The sequence below is a fragment of the Saccharopolyspora soli genome, from assembly GCF_022678645.1.
GTDB classification, from domain to species: Bacteria; Actinomycetota; Actinomycetes; order Mycobacteriales; family Pseudonocardiaceae; genus Saccharopolyspora; species Saccharopolyspora soli.
Genome location: NZ_JALBWV010000001.1, coordinates 288,701 through 305,447 on the forward strand (window position 1 = coordinate 288,701; position 16,747 = coordinate 305,447).

General features: G+C 69.5%; 14 protein-coding genes and 1 pseudogene. 5 read left to right on the forward strand and 10 right to left on the reverse strand.

From position 1 onward, the window contains the following. Positions 1–5 precede the first annotated feature (5 nt). Positions 6–1,232 (forward strand): cytochrome P450, encoded by a 1,227-nt coding sequence (locus tag MOQ72_RS01290; protein WP_242179899.1) that lies wholly within the window; start codon positions 6–8, stop codon positions 1,230–1,232. 146 nt (positions 1,233–1,378) lie between these two features. Further along, positions 1,379–2,125, forward strand: a pseudogene (locus tag MOQ72_RS01295) (RibD family protein); the annotation flags it as partial. Between the two features lie 21 nt (positions 2,126–2,146). Here MOQ72_RS01295 and MOQ72_RS01300 read toward each other — a convergent pair. The 5 genes from MOQ72_RS01300 to MOQ72_RS01320 all read right to left on the reverse strand — a co-directional run bounded on the left by MOQ72_RS01300 (position 2,147) and on the right by MOQ72_RS01320 (position 6,614). Continuing rightward, positions 2,147–3,178, reverse strand: coding sequence for a lysylphosphatidylglycerol synthase transmembrane domain-containing protein (locus MOQ72_RS01300; RefSeq protein WP_242179964.1), 1,032 nt, complete (start codon positions 3,176–3,178; stop codon positions 2,147–2,149). A gap of 165 nt (positions 3,179–3,343) precedes the next feature. Next, a complete protein-coding gene (locus MOQ72_RS01305; RefSeq protein ID WP_242179900.1) occupies positions 3,344–4,156 on the reverse strand; it encodes a class I SAM-dependent methyltransferase in 813 nt (270 codons plus the stop codon). Continuing rightward, the gene (locus MOQ72_RS01310) at positions 4,153–5,229 is read right to left on the reverse strand and encodes a glycosyltransferase family 4 protein (RefSeq protein ID WP_242179901.1); all 1,077 of its coding nucleotides are present in this window, start codon (positions 5,227–5,229) and stop codon (positions 4,153–4,155) included. Before MOQ72_RS01310 ends, MOQ72_RS01305 begins: the two co-directional genes overlap by 4 nt. Then, positions 5,226–5,624 (reverse strand): 6-pyruvoyl trahydropterin synthase family protein, encoded by a 399-nt coding sequence (locus MOQ72_RS01315; RefSeq protein WP_242179902.1) that lies wholly within the window; start codon positions 5,622–5,624, stop codon positions 5,226–5,228. The genes MOQ72_RS01310 and MOQ72_RS01315 overlap by 4 nt, the downstream gene beginning before the upstream one ends. 12 nt (positions 5,625–5,636) lie before the next feature. Beyond that, complete coding sequence (locus MOQ72_RS01320) at positions 5,637–6,614, reverse strand: zinc-dependent alcohol dehydrogenase (protein ID WP_242179903.1); 978 nt, start codon at positions 6,612–6,614, stop codon at positions 5,637–5,639. A gap of 69 nt (positions 6,615–6,683) precedes the next feature. Between MOQ72_RS01320 and MOQ72_RS01325 the strand changes: the two genes are divergently transcribed. Continuing rightward, on the forward strand, positions 6,684–7,469 hold the full coding sequence (locus tag MOQ72_RS01325; protein WP_242179904.1) for a CDP-alcohol phosphatidyltransferase family protein: 786 nt from the start codon (positions 6,684–6,686) through the stop codon (positions 7,467–7,469). Between the two features lie 40 nt (positions 7,470–7,509). On the opposite strand, the gene MOQ72_RS01330 is transcribed toward MOQ72_RS01325, so the two are convergent. The 4 genes from MOQ72_RS01330 to MOQ72_RS01345 form a co-directional block, all read right to left on the reverse strand. Continuing rightward, entirely contained in the window at positions 7,510–8,733 is a 1,224-nt protein-coding gene (locus tag MOQ72_RS01330) for a phosphodiester glycosidase family protein (protein ID WP_242179905.1), read from the reverse strand. Between the two features lie 361 nt (positions 8,734–9,094). After that, complete coding sequence (locus MOQ72_RS01335) at positions 9,095–10,186, reverse strand: tartrate dehydrogenase (RefSeq protein ID WP_242179906.1); 1,092 nt, start codon at positions 10,184–10,186, stop codon at positions 9,095–9,097. A 122-nt stretch (positions 10,187–10,308) separates the two neighbouring features. Further along, positions 10,309–11,205 (reverse strand): LysR family transcriptional regulator, encoded by an 897-nt coding sequence (locus MOQ72_RS01340; RefSeq protein ID WP_242179907.1) that lies wholly within the window; start codon positions 11,203–11,205, stop codon positions 10,309–10,311. Between the two features lie 96 nt (positions 11,206–11,301). Then, positions 11,302–12,795 (reverse strand): hypothetical protein, encoded by a 1,494-nt coding sequence (locus MOQ72_RS01345; RefSeq protein WP_242179908.1) that lies wholly within the window; start codon positions 12,793–12,795, stop codon positions 11,302–11,304. Positions 12,796–12,949: 154 nt separating this feature from the next. On the opposite strand from MOQ72_RS01345, the gene MOQ72_RS01350 reads away from it, so the two are divergent. Together MOQ72_RS01350 and MOQ72_RS01355 are read left to right on the forward strand one after the other, a co-directional pair. Continuing rightward, a complete protein-coding gene (locus MOQ72_RS01350; protein ID WP_242179909.1) occupies positions 12,950–13,750 on the forward strand; it encodes an FHA domain-containing protein in 801 nt (266 codons plus the stop codon). Positions 13,751–13,794: 44 nt separating this feature from the next. Beyond that, the gene (locus MOQ72_RS01355; RefSeq protein ID WP_242179910.1) at positions 13,795–14,181 is read left to right on the forward strand and encodes a VOC family protein; all 387 of its coding nucleotides are present in this window, start codon (positions 13,795–13,797) and stop codon (positions 14,179–14,181) included. A gap of 150 nt (positions 14,182–14,331) precedes the next feature. On the opposite strand, the gene MOQ72_RS01360 is transcribed toward MOQ72_RS01355, so the two are convergent. Next, a complete protein-coding gene (locus tag MOQ72_RS01360) occupies positions 14,332–16,713 on the reverse strand; it encodes a serine/threonine protein kinase (RefSeq protein WP_242179911.1) in 2,382 nt (793 codons plus the stop codon). Positions 16,714–16,747: the final 34 nt, after the last annotated feature.

A 16,747-nucleotide genomic window follows, 5' to 3' on the forward strand; every position in this document is an offset into this window, starting at 1 on the left:
GTCCCATGTCGTCGACCAGCCCGGTGCGAATGATCACCGATTACGCCATCCGCGCCGATCCCTACCCGACCTTCGCCGAACTCCGCCGGACGCCGGTGGTGCGGGACGACAGCGGTGCCTACCTGGTCACCACCTACTGGGAGATCCGCAACCTGCTGCACGATCCGCGGATCAGCTCGGATTCCCGCAACCTCGCTCCCGGCACGCAGCCGCTGCTCGCCACGGGCGACGACGAGACGCTGCCGCCCAGCTTCATCAGGCTGGACCCGCCGGAGCACGACCGGCTGCGCCGCCTGGCGATGCGGCCGTTCGGCCCGCCGCACAGCCCCCGGCGCATCCACGACATGCACGGTGAGCTCGTTCGGACCGTCACCGACCTGCTCGACGGGCTTGCTGGCAAGGACCGGTTCGACGTGGTGGACGACTTCGCCTACCCGTTCCCGGTCACGGTGATCTGCCAGCTGCTGGGCGTGCCGAGGGAGGACGAGCCGCACTTCCGGAAGCTGGTCGACGTCGTGGTGGCTGGACTCAGCCCGGCCGAGGATCCGGTCGAGCAGCAGCGCTCGGTGCAGCGCGGCCGACTGGAACTCGGGCAGTACCTGGCCGGGCTGATCGAGGAGCATCGCCGTCACCCCGGCGACGACATGCTCTCCGCGTGGGTCACCGACGAGGGGCCGGAGGGACGGATGTCGCTGGTGGAGCTGATCAGCACCGCCATCCTGCTGCTGATCGCGGGTCACGAGACCACCGTCAACCTGATCAGCAACGGGATGCTCACCCTGCTGCGCGAGCCAGCGGCCCTGCAACGGCTGCGGGACAACCCGCTGACCGCGGCGGGCACCGTGGAGGAGTTGCTGCGCTACGAGCCTCCGGTGCAGATGCTGCCCCAGCGCACCACCTTGGCCGACATCGAAGTGGCGGGCACGATCATCGCCAAGGGCGCGCAGATCTGGCTGCTGCTCGCCTCGGGCAACCGGGACCCGGTGCGCTTCGCCGACCCGGATCGCTTCGACCCGGCGCGCCAGGACAACCAGCACCTTGGGTTCGGCTTCGGCGTGCACGCGTGCTTCGGCGCACCGCTGGCCCGGTTGGAGGCGCAGGTCGCGCTGACCGAGATGACCCGTCGGCTGCGCGAGCCCGAGTTGGTCGTGGACCCGCCGCCGTACCGGCCGAGCCCGATCCTGCGCGGCCCCCGCCACCTGCCCGTGGCCTGCAACGGCATCACCGCCTAGAACTCCTGACGGCGCGCACGAAGCCCACTCGTTGTGGTTCGTTCCGCGCGACGGCGGGGGACTGCCGATTTCGCCGAAATCGGCACCGCTGCTGCGGTGGCTCGATCTGCTCGCAGCAATCCGAACGGCAGATCGCCTACGCTGGCATGGGCACTTCCGTCCGGACGAGAGGTTGTCATGCGCCGATCGATCGCTGCCACCAGGGCCTGGGTCGGCGGGTCGGGCGCTGGCTTGCGTTGTCGGGTCGCGCCGTGACCAGGCCGGTCGAGCTCGATGCGGCCGAGGCGTGGACGCGACTGCTCGGTGTCCGCACCGAGCAGGACGCCCTGGCAGCCGGACTCGTCGAGGACTCCGAGGGCGAATTGCGGTGGGCGCGCAGCGCTTCGCCGGAGGCGGTGCGGCTCGCCGAGCTCTACCTCCCGTTGTGCCTTGCCGGTCCGCGATACGTCATCGCGCAGCTCGGCCAGAGCTTGGACGGGTGCATCGCGACCCGCACCGGCGATGCGGTGTTCGTGACGGGTGAAGAGGATCGCTGTCACCTGCACCGCTTGCGGGCGCTGTGCGACGCGGTGGTCGTCGGTGCGGACACGGCGATCACCGACGATCCGCGGCTGACCGTGCGGGCCTGCACCGGCACGAACCCGGTGCGCGTGGTCCTCGACCACCGCTGCCGCGTTCCGCACGACAGGCAGGTGTTCACCGACGGTGCCGCACCGACGCTGTGGGTGGTGGGCTGCGGAGATACCGCTGAGCGCCCGGAGGGTGTCGACATCGTCCGGATGCCGTGTGACGACGATGGTCATGCACCTGGCCGCATCCTCGACGTGCTCGCCCAGCGTGGCCTCGGCCGCGTCCTGATCGAAGGCGGCGGAGTGACCGTCTCGCGTTTCCTCCAGGCAGGCGCGCTGAACCGGTTATACGTCACCGTCGCGCCGGTGTTGCTGGGCGACGGCGTGCCCGGCCTGCACTTCCGGGGCACCGAACGGATGCGAGATGCGTTGCGGCCGCCGGTGCGGCGAGTTTCCCTCGGCGCCGACACGCTTTTCGAGCTCGACCTGGGGTCGCCCGCGGCGGAGCAGTAGCACGCCAGCGCCGGGCAGGCTCGCGACGAAGGCGAGCACCCCGTACACCACGGCGACGGTCAAGCCGTGCGTCGCACCCAGGCCTGCGGCGCCGAAGGCCCAGGCGGTCACGCCTTCGCGAGGTCCCCACCCGCCGACGTTCACCGGTAGCCCCATCGCCAGCAGCGCCAACACCATCAGCGGCACCAGTTGGGACACCGGTGCCGAGACTCCTGCCACCCGTGCCGAGACCAGGAACAGCGCGAGGTGCCCGAGCAGGGTCGCTGCGGACAAGATCGCGATACCTGGCCAGGTGTCGCGTGCGAGCACGCCGCGTATCTCGGTCACGACAGTCGCAACGGCCTGCCGACCCCGCGCGGAGCTGCGGGCCCACGCGATGAACGCGACAACGGCTGCGAACAACCCCACCGCCACCGGCACGTATGAAGGGGCAACGATTTCGTGGAGCCAGGAGGGCTGGCTGAGCAGCACCGCCGCTGCGGCCGCGAAGACGACCACTTGGCCCGCGGTCCGTTCGAGAACCACAGCGCGCACACCACGCCCCAAATCGTCGGCGTGCTGGCCGTGCCGCACTCCGCGGTGGACGTCGCCGAGCACCCCACCTGGCAGCGTCGCGTTCAGGAACAGCGAGCGGTAGTAATCCGCCACAGCCGTGCCCAACCGCAGGGGGAGTCCGACGCGGCGTGCCACGAGACACCACCGCCACGCGCTGAACACGGTGGTCAGCAACCCGATTCCCAGCGCAGCGACGACGGCCCCGGCATCGATCACCCGCAGTCCCTCGACGAACGCCCCGGTGCCCAGCCGCCACAGCAGTGCCGCCAAGATCGCCAGCCCACCCAGCACCTGCAGCACCGGCCACATCCGCCTGAGCACGGGACGGAGACCTTCGCACCTGTTAGCAATGCCCGCCTGCCCGACAGCGGCGGTCTTGCCTTCGGACGCGCCGGTTCTGCTGGGCTGGAGCGGCAGGTCGTGCGGAATGCTTCGGATGGACCCACCCTAGCTCGGTTCGAGACCGGCGAGGTTTCACGACGGGAGCGCCAGCAAGTCGCGGTGGTGCACCACTACGCGCAGTTCACCCGCCGCGCATTCCGCGCGCCGACGACGCAGATATCCCCGAGCCTCAGCTCCCAACGCGGGCTGCTGGTCGCAGGCCGCGCGGACCCAACCCTCCAGCCACGCCACCAGCAGCGCACCATCGGCCGAACCGAGTCGCCACGGGCTGGGGCAGGTGCGCACTATCGCTCCACGATGCTCGAACGCCTCGGTAGTGGCGTCAACGGCGTCCGGCCCCAGCAGTCGACGGCCCTGCACGGTTCGGCGCTGATGTGCGTTGAACGCCGACATGAGGACCGCATCGAGTGGGTCAGCGGGATGCAGTTCGACCTCGCCCACCACGGACAGGGTCAGCAGTGCCGGGCATCGGGCGGTGACGCATGCCGTTGCGAGTCCGTCGACCTCGGCGCGGGTGAGCAGGTCGAGCAGCGCGGACGCGGTCACCAGTGCGGTGTCGGCGAAATCGGCGTTGTTCAGACTGGTGATGTCGACCTGCTGCGCTTGGACCGCCACCGGAACTCCGCGAGCATCGCGGAACGTGGCCTGGCTGGCGCGCCGGAGCAGTTCGGGGTCGCGGTCGTGCAGGATCCAGCGCTGCGGTCCGGGTAGCCGTCCGGCCAGCCATCGACCCAAGGACCCGGTGCCGGAGCCGAGGTCGCGAACCACCATCGGTGTTGGGAGGGCGGCGCGCAGCGGGGTGAGCAGTTCTGCCGCGCGGGCCGCGGAGTCGGCGCTTTCCCGCAGTGCGAGCCAATCAGGGGCGAACTCACCGGAGGTGTTCACGACGACGTCCGGTGAAGTGTTTCCAGCACACCGGCCAGCGCCCGCGTTGTTTCCGCCCACCCGCTCAGCGTGTCACGGCGGGACCGCGCGGACGCTCGGAGGCGGTCCCGCAGAGCGGGCTCGGTGAGCCAGCGCCGGAGCGTTCGCGCGAGCGCTGCGGTGTCGTCGGGCGGGACGAGCAGCCCAGGCACGCTGCCATCCGGTGCGCGACCAAGCGTCTCGGGCACCGCGTCGACGGCCGTCGCCAGCACCGGAATCCCTCGGGCCAGCGCCTCGGTCACGACCATGCCGTAGGTCTCCGCGCGGGAGGTCAGCACCACGAGATCGGCTTCGTCGTAGGCGGTGGCCAGTTGCTCGCCCGACAGCGGCCCGACGACCTGAACGCGGTCACCAACGCCGCTTCGGTCGATCAACCGCCGCAATCTCTCGACGTAGCCGAGGTCGCGGCGCACCGCTCCGGCACACGCGCAGGTCCAGCGTAGGTCGCTGACCTGCGCGAGTGCCCTGACCAGCAAGTCCTGTCCCTTGCGGGGCGTTACGGCCGCTGGGCAGAGCAACCGGGACGCGCCGTCCGTGCCGCGGGCGAGATCGGCTCGATCGGTGCCCGGAGTGACGACGTGGACTCGCAGCCCGTGCTCCGCAAGCCGTGCCGCCGCCCACGGGCTGGTCACCACTACCGCGCTCACGGCGCGCAGCGTCGCTTTCTCCCTCGTGTCCAGATCCGCCGCGACCGCCGGAGCCAACCCGGTCTCGTCGGCCAGCGGAAGGTGCACCAGCACGGCCAAGCGCAGCCGACGTGCCTGCGGGATCACCACGTCGGGGACGCCGCAGGCCACGAGTCCATCCAGGAGCACCACAGCGTCGTCGGGCAGTGCGGCCAGCGTCTTCGCCAACGCCGCACGGGCGACGTCCTCGGGTTGTGGCCACGAGCCTGCGAGGGCGACCAGGTGCACGCGCCAGCCGTGCTGTTCGAGGTCCCGGCACACCCGGAGGCCGTAGACGTTGCCCCCGCTCGGCACCGTCGCGTCGTGGACGTCGCCGGGCAAGACGACGTGGACCTCGGTCGAGTTCAAAGCGTTCGTTCGTAGCTCGCCGAGGCGACGTGCGACTCGTGCAGCGTGACCGTGATTCCGCCCAGCCCACGGGCTCCTTCGCCGAGCGCGCCCGCATGCACCCGATCCACGAGCCGGTCAGCGATGACCTTGGCGAGGAACTCGGTCGAGGTGTTGATCCCCGCGAAGGCGGGCTCCTCGTCGAGGTTGCGGTAGTTGAGTTCGCCGAGCACGGCGTGGAGTTCCTGGGTGGCCAATCCGATGTCGACGACGATGTTGTCCGCGTCGAGCTCGGCGCGGCGGAACGTCGCGTCCACCACGAACGTCGCGCCGTGCATGCGCTGCGCGGGACCGAACACCTCGCCGCGGAAGCTGTGCGCCACCATGATGTGATCGCGGACGGTGATGCTGAACAACGATCCTCCAGGTCAGTCGGGATAGACGATGCGGTGGCACAGCGCCGGAAGCGCGCCGCTGGCCAGCCGAGGCAGCACCTCGGGCAGGTCCTCGAACTCGCTCTCCCCGGTCAGCAACGCGTCGAAGCGGGGATCAGCGAGCAGCTCCAGGGCCAACGCCATCCGATCGGCGAACGTGCGACGTCCGCGCCGGGCGGGTGACACGGTTCCCACCTGGCTGCCGCGCACCGCCAGGCGTCGGGAGTGGAACGCCTCGCCCAGCGGCACGCTGACCCGCCGGTCGCCGTACCAGCTGAGCTCGATGACCTCGCCCTCCGGGACGAGCAGTTCCAACGACCGCGCCAGTCCTTCCTCGGTGGCGCTGGCGTGCACGACCAGGTCGCAGTCGCCGACGGCCGTGTCCGGAGTCGCGAACTCGACGCCAAGCGCTTCGGCGGTACCGGCGCGCCGGGGATCCACGTCGATCAACTGCACCCGCGCTCCGGGCAATTCGGCCAGCAGCGCGGCCACGCAGCAACCGACCATCCCGGCGCCGACCACCGCGATCCGATCGCCGAACAGCGGTGCCGCATCCCACACCGCGTTCAGCGCGGTCTCCACGGTTCCGGCCAGCACTGCTCGCGCCGGAGGCACCGAATCCGGCACCGGGGTCACGGCGGTGCTCGGGACGACGTAGTGGGTCTGGTGCGGGTAGAGGCAGAAAACGGTGCGGCCGAGCAGATTCGCGGGCCCCTGCGCCACCACACCGACGTTGAGGTAGCCGTATTTGACCGGACCGGGAAATTCGCCGTCCTGGAATGGCGCACGCATCGCCGCGTACTGGCTCACCGGCACCTCGCCGCGAAACACGAGTGCTTCCGTACCGCGGCTGACGCCGGAGCAAAGGGTTCGCACCAACACCTCGTCGGAGCCGGGGAAGGGCAGCGCCACCGGTCGGATCTCGCCCTCGCCGGGGCAGCGGAGCCAGAAGGCACGCGCGTCGGGCTCCATCGGCATCCTCCAAGGACGAGGTGACGCAGCTTCACGGGGCCTGCACCGGAACCCGCAACTACGATACGTGTGCACATTTTGGCCGCCAGCACGATCGGGGGCGCGGTGATAACGCGGGTCGGGCGTGGCACGGGCCTGTTCAGCACGGAACTGGCCGCGGGAGCCGCCGCGCAGTTCGCGCTGCTGGCTTTGCTGACCGCAGCCCTGAACCTGGGGGAGCGCGGTTGGCTGGCCGGGACCGCCTACGCCGCAGGTCTCTGGACCACCCTCGCCGTCGCCGGTCACCGCTCGCCGACCCGAGCGCTGGGACCGGCCAACCGCGTCACCCTCGCCCGCGCGACGCTCGTCGGCTGTGTGACCGCTCTGGTCGCGGACGGAATCAGCGCGGGCACGCGCACCGCGGTCCTCGTCGCGCTCGCGACGGTCGCGCTGATCCTCGACGCAGCCGATGGCTACGTGGCCCGCCGCACCGGAACGGCGTCGGCGCTGGGGGCGAGGTTCGACATGGAAGTCGATGCCTTCCTCATCCTCGTGCTGAGCATCTTCGTCGCGATGTCCCTGGGTGCATGGGTGCTCGCGATCGGTGCGATGCGGTACGCCTTCGTAGCCGCCGCGTGGCTCATGCCTTGGCTGCGTGCTCCGCTGCGGCCGAGCTTCGTGCGCAAGACCGTGGCCGCAATGCAGGGAACGATCCTCACCGCCGCCAGCGCGGACATCGTCCCCCGGCTCGGTGCGGTCGTCGCGGTCGCAATGGCACTCGCGCTGCTGGTGTGGTCGTTCGGACGAGATGTCGTATGGCTGCACGAGAACCGTGCGAATCGCGGCGAAACGCAGCCCATCGACGACTTGCGCTGAAACGCCGGTGACGGTGTGGCCGCCACCGGCGTTGGGCACGTCAGCGCGGGGTCGAGAAAACCCCGATGCCGTTGGCCACCGCGCGCGGAAGGCCGTCGGAGGGCACGTTCTTCACAGTCGCGAGTTCCTGGCCGGGGTCCCGCACGGCCATCGTCGTGGAGCCGCCGCCATCCAGGTTGACCGCATCCGCCGCACCGAACGAACCCATCAGGTCGGCCATTTCCTGGACGCTCATGCCGGTGCTCGCCGCCGATCGGCCGTCCACGGCCAGCAGGTACACGGTCTTTCCGTCCGCGCTGACTCCCGCCGAGGTTCGCGGCGCCAACGTCGCGGCGTCCAAACCGGGCAGCGGCGAACCGGCGCGCAGGATCGGGAAACCGCCGACCGCGAACTCCAGCGGCGGCGCATCCGCTGCCACCAAGTGGGATTCGACCTGGACGCGGTCACCTGGATTGAGCTTTTCCAGCTCTGCGGCGCCGTTCTCGCGCCCGACCAGAACCACCGTGTTCTCGGCGATGGCACCGGAGCCGGGCTGGTCCTGCTCAGCGCTGACCACGCCGTCGCGGACGACCACTTCTTCGGTATCGGTGCTGCACGGTGCCTCGCGGTCCGTGTCGGTCCCGCAGACCGATCTGGCCCTGGAGACCGCACCCCAGTCCGAGGTGTACATGCCGATGCCGTTGACCGGCAACGCGTACTGGTTCAGCCCCGCAACCTCGGCGGTGAGTTTCGGACTGCGCACGACTCCCGTCAGGTTCAGGCTCGACACGCGTGCGCTGTGGTCGGCGCCCACGCCGAAGACGTCCTCGGTCGAGGTGCCCGCGGGCAAGCCGGGCCCGAACCGCTGGCCGTTGGGCACCGCGGCTTTCAGGTCTTCGCCGTCAGCGATCTCCGGGCCGACCGACGAGCCGGTCGCCGCGACGCCTTCATGCGTCTCGCTCACGTGGAAGAAATCGCCGTTCACCCCGGCGACGGCCCGTTGCGCGTTGGCCATGTCGGCGATCTCGTCCCGAGCGGCCACCGAGGCCGGGTGCAGCAGATCCAGCTCGACGCCGGGATTGCGCAGGTCCACCGTGACCAGATGACCGGCGACCGGACCGTGCACGGTGGACATCGAGAAGGGCCGGTAGGTCACGCCGGGAGCGATCTGCTCGTCAGCGGTGCCCAATTCGTCAGCGGCGGCCGAGGTCGCCGGTAGCAGCAATGCGGAGGAAAGCAGCACAGCGCCAAGCGCCCGTCGGCGCACCAACCCAGCAGACGGCATCGTCGACTGCCTTTCGGAGAAGATCGAGTTCGGCGCTACCGAGCGCCCGGCCGGAGGTACAACATCATCCGTGGATGAACGGCCGGTGTGACCGGGGCGAACTCTCCGTTCCGCGAACGAGGCAGGTGGATGCGCATCCGCAATCTCCCGCGTTTTCGGGAGTTGGCGGCGAGATTCGGCACACCGGGTCAACCGGATGCGCCAAGCTGATCACGGAGCGCGAGGTCCTGGGCGAGCCGTGATCGCATCGCCGAGCAGTTGCGCGCGGCGGTCGAAAAGCCGCGTACGTCGCAGGTCTCACGTTGGAGCGGGCAGAACTGCAGCTGCGCCGGTCAGGAGTCCACTCAGGACTACCGCGGATCTACGGCTTGGTGTGCCCGAGGTTGTTGATGATCGCGGTGACGACCTCTTCGGTCTTGGCGTTGCCGCCGACGTCCGCGGTCAGCACGCCGGATCCGGTAGTGGCGTCGATGGCCCGTTGCACGCGCGCGGCTTCGTCGTTCAGCCCGAGGTGCTCCAGCATCAGCGCCGCGCTGCCGATCGCGCCGATGGGGTTGGCCAGGCCCTGCCCGGCGATGTCGGGTGCTGAGCCGTGGACGGGTTCGAACATGGACGGGAAGCGGCGCTCCGGGTTGAGGTTCGCGCTGGCGGCCAATCCGAGGCTGCCAGCCAGCGCCGATCCGAGGTCGGAGAGGATGTCGGCGTTGAGGTTCGAGGCGACGACGACCGACAGGTCCTCGGGCCGGAGCACGAACTTGGCGGACATGGCGTCGACGAGCACGCTCTCGGTCGCCACGTCGGGGTAGTCGGCGGCGACGCGGGCGAAGACCTCGTCCCAGAGCACCATTCCGTACTGCTGGGCGTTGCTCTTGGTCACCGACGAGACCTTCTTGCGCGGCCGGGTGCGGGCCAGGTCGAAGGCGAACCGCATGATCCGTTCGCAGCCTGACTCGGTGAACAGCGCGGACTGGACGGCCACCTCGTTGCCCGGCCCGCGGCTGGCGAAGTTGCGCCCGCCGAGCCCGGCGTACTCGCCCTCGCTGTTCTCCCGGACCACGATCCAGTCGAGTTCGGTGTGGTCGGCCTTGCGCAGCGGGGAGACGACACCGGGGTGGAAGTGCACGGGGCGGACGTTCGCCCACTGGTCGAAGTTCTGGCAGATCTTCAGCCGCAGACCCCAGAGGCTGATGTGGTCGGGGACCGAGGGCCAGCCGACCGCACCGAAGTAGATGGCGTCGAAGTCCTTGAGCACGTCGAGTCCGTCGTCGTCCATCATGCGTCCGGTCTTCTCGTAGTAACCGCATCCCCACGGGAATTCGGTCCAGTCGAAGGCGAACGCGCCCCCGGAATCGGCGGCGAGCGAGTCGAGGACGGCGCGGCCTGCGGCCACGACCTCCACGCCAACGCCGTCAGCGGGGATCGCGGCGATCTTGAAGGTGCGCGCTGCGGTCATCGACGCCACTCCTCGGTTGGTCTTCGGGGGTGAATCGAGTGAAGCCCGAAGGTCGCCGCAGTGTCCAACAAGCGCTGCCAATGCGGCGCATAGGAATGGCCTATCAGAGCAGTTCGCGCTGGTCAGGCGAGGTGGTCGACCGGCGTGTAGGTGCGTGCGGTGGCTAGGAAGGCGCTGGCCGCAGGCGTCATCGGGGCCGCTCTGCTGAGCAGGGCGACGTGCAGGTACGCGGGTGGGTCGATGCGGACGGTGCGCGCTCCCGCGCGGCGCGCCAGCGGCGCCCACGCGGCGGGGAGGACGGCCAGCCCGACACCTTGCAGCACGAGTGGCAGGATCGAGGTCCGGTGCGCCACCTCGGCGACGATCTGCAGATCGCTTCCCGAAGCGAGGATGTCGTCGACGATCTGGCGCATCTGACTGCCCGGCGGCGAGACGATCAACCGAGTGCCGCCGAGGGCGGTACGCGGCACCGGATCTTCGTCCGGGAGGTCGGCTTCGGGTGAGCCGACTAGCACGAAGACCTGGTCCTCCAACGGCAGCACGTCCACACCCGGCGGTCGCAGCGGGCCGGACGTCCCGACGAGCCCGAGCTCGCATGCGCCCTGGCGCACCTTCGCCACGACCTCATCCGGCGTGAAAGCGGCCTCGGCGCTGAGGGTGATGCCGGGGTGGTGGCGAGCGAACATCCGGGTCAGGGCACCCAGCGGCTCGATGCCGGGGGAGGGCATCGTCACCAGCTCGACCCGGCCGCGCTGGATGCCCTTCACCGAGTCCATGGTGGCCTGCGCGGTGCGCAGATCCCGCAGCACCTGCCGAGCAGGGGCGACCAGCTCGGCACCCGCGTCGCTGAGCACCACGCCACGGCCGATCCGGTGGAACAGCGGCACCCCGAGCTCACGCTCCAAACCGGCGATGGCCTGGGAGAGCGAGGGCTGCGCGAGGTGCAGCTTGCGGGCGGCCCGCCCGAACCCGTCGTGGTCCACGATCGCCAGGAAGTATTCGAGCTGCCGCGCGTCCATACCGCCTCCACATCCGCAGCTACCTGTGACCGATAGGCAAAACCTACCAGCGGGAGACCACCCGAACGGGAGGTGCGGCGGGTGGCCGTTGGCGGATCAGCCGGTTCCGGTGAGTCGCCTGCCGATCTCTTCGCTCACCCGGCGTTGTAGGTCGGCGAGTTGCTGGTCCGTCAGTTGGCCGAGGTCGGTTGGGATGCCCGCATCGGGTTGGCCGGTTCCGTACTCGGTACCAACGCTGTTGCCGTTCTGGTCGGCCACCGAGCCGCAGCGGATCAGCGAGTTGTCCGCGCGGTAGAGGCAGGTCGCCTGGTCGCCTTGGAGGTTGCCGGTGCCCTGCACCCGGTAGAGCAGGTTCTGGTCGTTGCCGATGGACGCCACCCACCGGTCCCCGGAAATCGGCGCTACCTCCAGGACCTTGTAGTTCTGCCAGTTCGGCAGGTCCTGGTAGTCGGCCTTGATGCGCGAGTCGATGGCTCCCGGCGACACCCAGCTCGGGTTGAGCCGGTGCACGGTCAGCGGTGCGAGTTCGGTGCCCTGGGCCTCGGTGGTGACAGTGGACAGTGCACTGATCGAGGTCGCCGAGCCGCGCCCGGTGAGCAACGTGGTGTAGACAGTGCGGTTGTCCTTGGTGGGCAGTGCGAACTCGGCGTTGTTGGCGGAGTTGGTCTCGTCTTCGTCGGTGTCCCAGCCCGCCCGGTTCCACACCCAGTCCCAGAAGCCGCCCAGCGCGTGGGTGGATTCGCGTTGCGCTTTGGCGAGGCTGAGCGGGTAGGAGTTTCCCGGCAGGCCCTTGGCGGTGTCTTGGAAGGTGACCGCACCGGTCTTGCCGTCGTAGACGGCGACTCCGGCCGGGCGTTCGGTGACCACCAGCCAGCCGACTTGGCGCACCAGCGGCACCACGACCTTCGGCGTGTCGCCGTCGCAGTAGCCGTAGACGTCGGCGGCGTCGTAGAGCACCCCGCGCTGCTGCGACCCGATCAGCCGTCCCAGGTTGTGCCACCACCAGCCGCCGATGCGGCGGTCGGCTTCGGCGGCGAACTCGCAGGTCCGGCCGGTGCCTCGGCCGGTGAGCGGGATGTTCTGGGTCAACGCGACCTGGTAGCCGGAAAACCACCCGCGCCGTTCGACGAGGCTGGTGAACTCGTCGTGCTGCGGCTGGTAGGTGCCGTTGACGAGATCACCCGGCGCGTCACCGAGGTTAGGCCGCGCCTGCGCCTGTGCGACCGGGAACGGCGCCCGCTGCCCCAACTCCGGCACCTGCTGGTCCACCACGTGCACCGAACTGGCGTAGTCACGCGCCTGGGCGTAGCTGTGGTAGCCGAACGCCCAGAACCCCAGCGCGGCGAGACCGCCGATGCCGATCAGCGTGGCCAGACATCCGGCGCCCGACCAGCCGCGTTCCTCGTCGAGCACGGCCAGCCCGATCACCACGACGGCCAGCACGGCGAGCGGCACCAGCACGAACAGCGCGGATCGCACGCCCCACAGCACATTCGTCCAGAAGTACGGCGCGAGCCAGAGCCACAATCCGAGCACCCCGCCGACGACCAGCACCCAGACCACCGCGGAGACGCTCCGATCGTTGTTCATGGTGCCCTCCAGACGCGCGGGTCCCGTTGTCGATCCCGATCATCCCGGAGCAGCCGCGGGACCCCTCCTCGCGCGGCACGCGGGTGCGTGCGGCAACGGCCGGGTGCGGTCGCATAATTGGCGGCGGTTTCGTCTTGGCAGGAAGGAACGCGACGTGGCGGTGCAGGATTTCGTCCCGCAGGTACTGCCAGGTTGGGTGCGCGGCCTGGCCGCCGGGGTGCCGAAGCCACCGCCGGGCGAAAAGCCGATGCCGCCCGCACCGCCGGGCACCATCTTCGTGCTGGCCGACGAGGGCGGCTACGCCGTGCCGCCACGGCGGTTCGAGCTGTTCTTCGGACGCGGCACGCCGAACGTGCACGTGCCCATCGGGATCGGCGATTCCCGCGTCAGCCGCCGCCAGGGCGTGCTCACGTGCCAGGGCAGTGAGTGGTGGATGCGCAACGAGGGCAAGTTGCCGATCCAGTTGCCCGGCGACGCGCTGCTGCTGTCCGGGCAGGAGATGCCCGTGCCGGACGGCTACCTCCCGCTGTTCATCGGCGATCCGGCCAGCCGGACGCACCTGCTGGAAGTTCGCGTGATTAGCGCCAAACGCCTCGATCCCGCTGTCGAGCCGGACAGCCCGACGGCGATCCCGCAGACCGACGAGCTCAGCGAAGCGGAGCGGCTGGTGTTGACCGCGCTCGCGAAGCGGTACCTGCACGGCCAACGGCACGCCCAGCCCGCGACGTGGAAGGAGGTGGCCGACACCCTGAACCGGCTCCCCAGCGGCAAGAAGTGGACCGAGAAGACGGTGGCCAACACGGTCGCCCCGGTGCGCCGCCGACTCGCCATCACCCGCGACGACCTGCCCGAGCCGCTCGGCAACGCGTTGAACCACAAGCTGATCCAGGTGCTGCTCCGCAACGCCACGCTGACGCCCTCGGACCTGGAGCAGCTCGGCGACGCCGACGACTAGTACGGCAGCGCTGAGTTGTCGGTGGCCGTGGGTATCTTCCCGGCATGATCGATCACATCGGTGTTCAAGTGGCCGACGTCGAGGCGTCGCTTGCCTTCTACCTGCGCACGTTCGCCCCGATCGGCATCCGCGAGGTGGTGCGGTTTCCGCACGGCGACAGTATGGTCGTCGGCCTATCCGGCCCGGTCGGCATTCCGGACTTCTGGCTCAGTCGCGCCACCGGCACCGAGACCCGGGAACTGCATCTGGCTTTCCGCGCCGACGACCGCCAGGCCGTTGACGCGGTGCACGAGGCCGCCGTGCGGGCGGGTGCCGAGATTCTGCACGCTCCGCGCGAGTGGCCGGAGTACCACCCCGGCTACTACGGGGCGTTCCTGCGCGATCTCGACGGCCACAACATCGAGGCCGTGCATCACGGCGCCCAGGACTAACGCCGGTCAGTGCCATTCGTTTCTGGCGGCGAAGTGGGCGGTGGCTTCACAACCGACGGCGAGTTCGTCCAACCCGTTGGCCACAGCGCGCCCACCCGCCGCCGCAATCGGGAACCGCGCTGCTCGGCGTGGCAGTGGCCGGTTGGGGGCCTAGCCCGGAATCGGTCCGGCTTGCGATCGCCACCAGTCGAGCAGCACCGGCGGGTCGCTGCCCTTGAAGGCGAAGGTCAGGATCTTCTGCTGGTCGTCGGTCCAGATCAGGAACGGGTTGCCGGTGTCGTTCATCGCGCACGACAGCCGCCCGGTCGTGCCGTTGCGCGCGTACGGTGCGTTGCCGCGGAAGTCCGGCGGTCCGGTGTTGCAGTCCGGTCCGGTGATGTCGGTGTTCCACTCGTAGCTGCTGTTCATCGACGCGGTGTCGGGCAACTGGTAGTAGAACACGATGCCAGCACCCCGAGTCGGCCCGCACACGACCGCGGCGACCGGTTGGTCCTGGACGTTCAGTTCGATCTGCTGCTGCGGCGGCCGCATGCAGTCCACTCTGGACGCTTCGGGGATGCGGTTCAGCAGCGCTTGTTCCTGCGGGGTCGGGAAGGCCGGTTTGGCGTTCGCGTTGATCGCTTCGATGACCTGCCCCGCGAAGGGTTCGAAACCGTAGTACTGCCGCCACCAGCTCGCGAGCGCTTCCGGTTCCGCGCCGGTGCCTCGGGTCATCAGCAGCAGCGGCTCGATGGTCCATTCGATGACCGGCGTGTCCTGCGGTCCCCGGTAGCACAGCAGTCCGCCTATTTCGATGCTGCGCAGGTCCAGCCGGTTGTTGCCGAGGAAGCCGCGCGCGGCGCCGTCGCCGCAGTAGACCTCCGACGGTGCGCCGACTTCGTTGACGTGGCTGTTGTAGGTGTGCTGGAGCCCGTCGAGATCGGCGAACCGGTAGTAGGAGATCGTGTTGGCACCGTCGTCCGGCGAAGGGCAGTCGATCGCGGCGAGCACGTTGCGGAACGACTCAAGGCCACCGCTGGGTGCCCGGCGGCAGTTCTCCAGCCCGACCAGGTCGATCAGCGATTTCTCTTCAGCAGTGGGAAAACTCGGCAGTCCGACCCACGTCGCCCACGAGCTCGCCAAGCCCACGTCGTCGATGTCCCGGCGGCTGGCGCGCGCCACCGTGCGCGCCGCGTTGTCCGTCCACACCACGGAAGTGCTGCCATCGCGGGAGTAGCAGAGCACCCGGCCGAGCGTCGGGCCCGCGCCCGGATAGCGGTGCTCCGCCCCAGCCGCGACGGTGCAGTCCCCGCTGCCGCGAGACACCTCGGCCCGGTTCAGCGCGTCGGCATAGGACCGGTCCATGTCGGGTAATTGGTCGAACAGGCTGAACGTCACCTGTTGGCTTCCGTCCGAACAGGACACCACGTCGGATGCTGCCGGTGCACCCGTTGCCGGGTCGGCGATCTGGCAGCTCGCGCGCAATCCCGCGGGGATGCGCGCCAACAGGTCGTCGCTCGGCTCGTCGCCCACGTCGGTGCCGAGTTGGGGCACGATGACGGCAGTCAGGACGACCACCAGCGCGGCCGCCGCAGCGGAGACCACCAGTCGTCGATTCGTCCGCCAAATTCGGGTGAGCCGTTGCTGCACCTGATCGGCCCAGCTGAGCCGAGTGCCTTGCGTCGCCACCGCGGCGGCCAGCGCTTCGGCCAGTTCCGTGCAGCTGGCGTAGCGTTTGGTGGGTTTCGGATCCAGCGCCTTGCGCACCACGTGGTCGAGCGCCTCCGGCAGGCCGTCCCGCAGCTCGCTCACCCGTGGCAGGTCCCCGCGCTGCTGCGCCGCCACCACCGCGCTCATGTCGGCGAAGTCGAAGGGCCGCTGACCGGTCAGGCAGTGGTACAGCAGAGCACCGAGCGAATAGACCTCGCCACGCCGATCCAGCGCCGGATCGTCGCTGTCGGCCTCGCTGAGCCGTTCCGGTGGTGCGTAGTGCACAGTGCCGTAGAACTCCCCGGCTTTGGTGAGGTTTTCGCCGGAGAGCTCCTTGGCGATGCCGAAGTCGCAGAGGTAGACGTGCCGCGCCGCGCCGGTGAGCAGGATGTTGCCCGGCTTGACGTCCCGGTGCACGACGCCGTGGTCGAGCGCGTAGTCCAGCGCGGCGGCGACCTGACCGATGATGTGCACGGTCGTCGACAGGTCGAGCGGGCCGTCGTTGAGCAACCTCTGCAGGTCGTGGTCGGCGAAGGGCATGACCAGGTAGAGCAGGTCCGCATTCGGGGTGGAGGCGGTGTAGACCTCGACGATGTTGGGGTGCGACAGGGTCGACAGCACCCGGACTTCCCGGAGGAACCGTTCCCGGAACCTGGTGTCCTCCGCGAGGTTGCGATCCATCACCTTCACCGCGACCCGGCGGTTGTACAACCGCGGCTCGACCGCCGGGTAGACCTGGCTCATGTTGGTCTGGCTCAGCGGCAGCGGAGCGAGTTCGTACTCCGGCAGCAGGTCCGCCACCTCGTGCTGAGACGGGAACGCCGGGTCGGTACTGCCTTCCAATGCGGAACTCCTGGTGTCTGGCGGACAGCGCGGT

Coding starts and splice junctions, on each gene's coding strand:
- MOQ72_RS01345 (WP_242179908.1), bottom strand. CDS start 12,795: ATGAACAACGATCGGAGCGTCTCCGCGGTGGTCTGGGTGCTGGTCGTC.
- MOQ72_RS01355 (WP_242179910.1), top strand. CDS start 13,795: ATGATCGATCACATCGGTGTTCAAGTGGCCGACGTCGAGGCGTCGCTT.
- MOQ72_RS01290 (WP_242179899.1), top strand. CDS start 6: ATGTCGTCGACCAGCCCGGTGCGAATGATCACCGATTACGCCATCCGC.
- MOQ72_RS01335 (WP_242179906.1), bottom strand. CDS start 10,186: ATGACCGCAGCGCGCACCTTCAAGATCGCCGCGATCCCCGCTGACGGC.
- MOQ72_RS01330 (WP_242179905.1), bottom strand. CDS start 8,733: ATGCCGTCTGCTGGGTTGGTGCGCCGACGGGCGCTTGGCGCTGTGCTG.
- MOQ72_RS01340 (WP_242179907.1), bottom strand. CDS start 11,205: ATGGACGCGCGGCAGCTCGAATACTTCCTGGCGATCGTGGACCACGAC.
- MOQ72_RS01300 (WP_242179964.1), bottom strand. CDS start 3,178: ATGTGGCCGGTGCTGCAGGTGCTGGGTGGGCTGGCGATCTTGGCGGCA.
- MOQ72_RS01320 (WP_242179903.1), bottom strand. CDS start 6,614: ATGGAGCCCGACGCGCGTGCCTTCTGGCTCCGCTGCCCCGGCGAGGGC.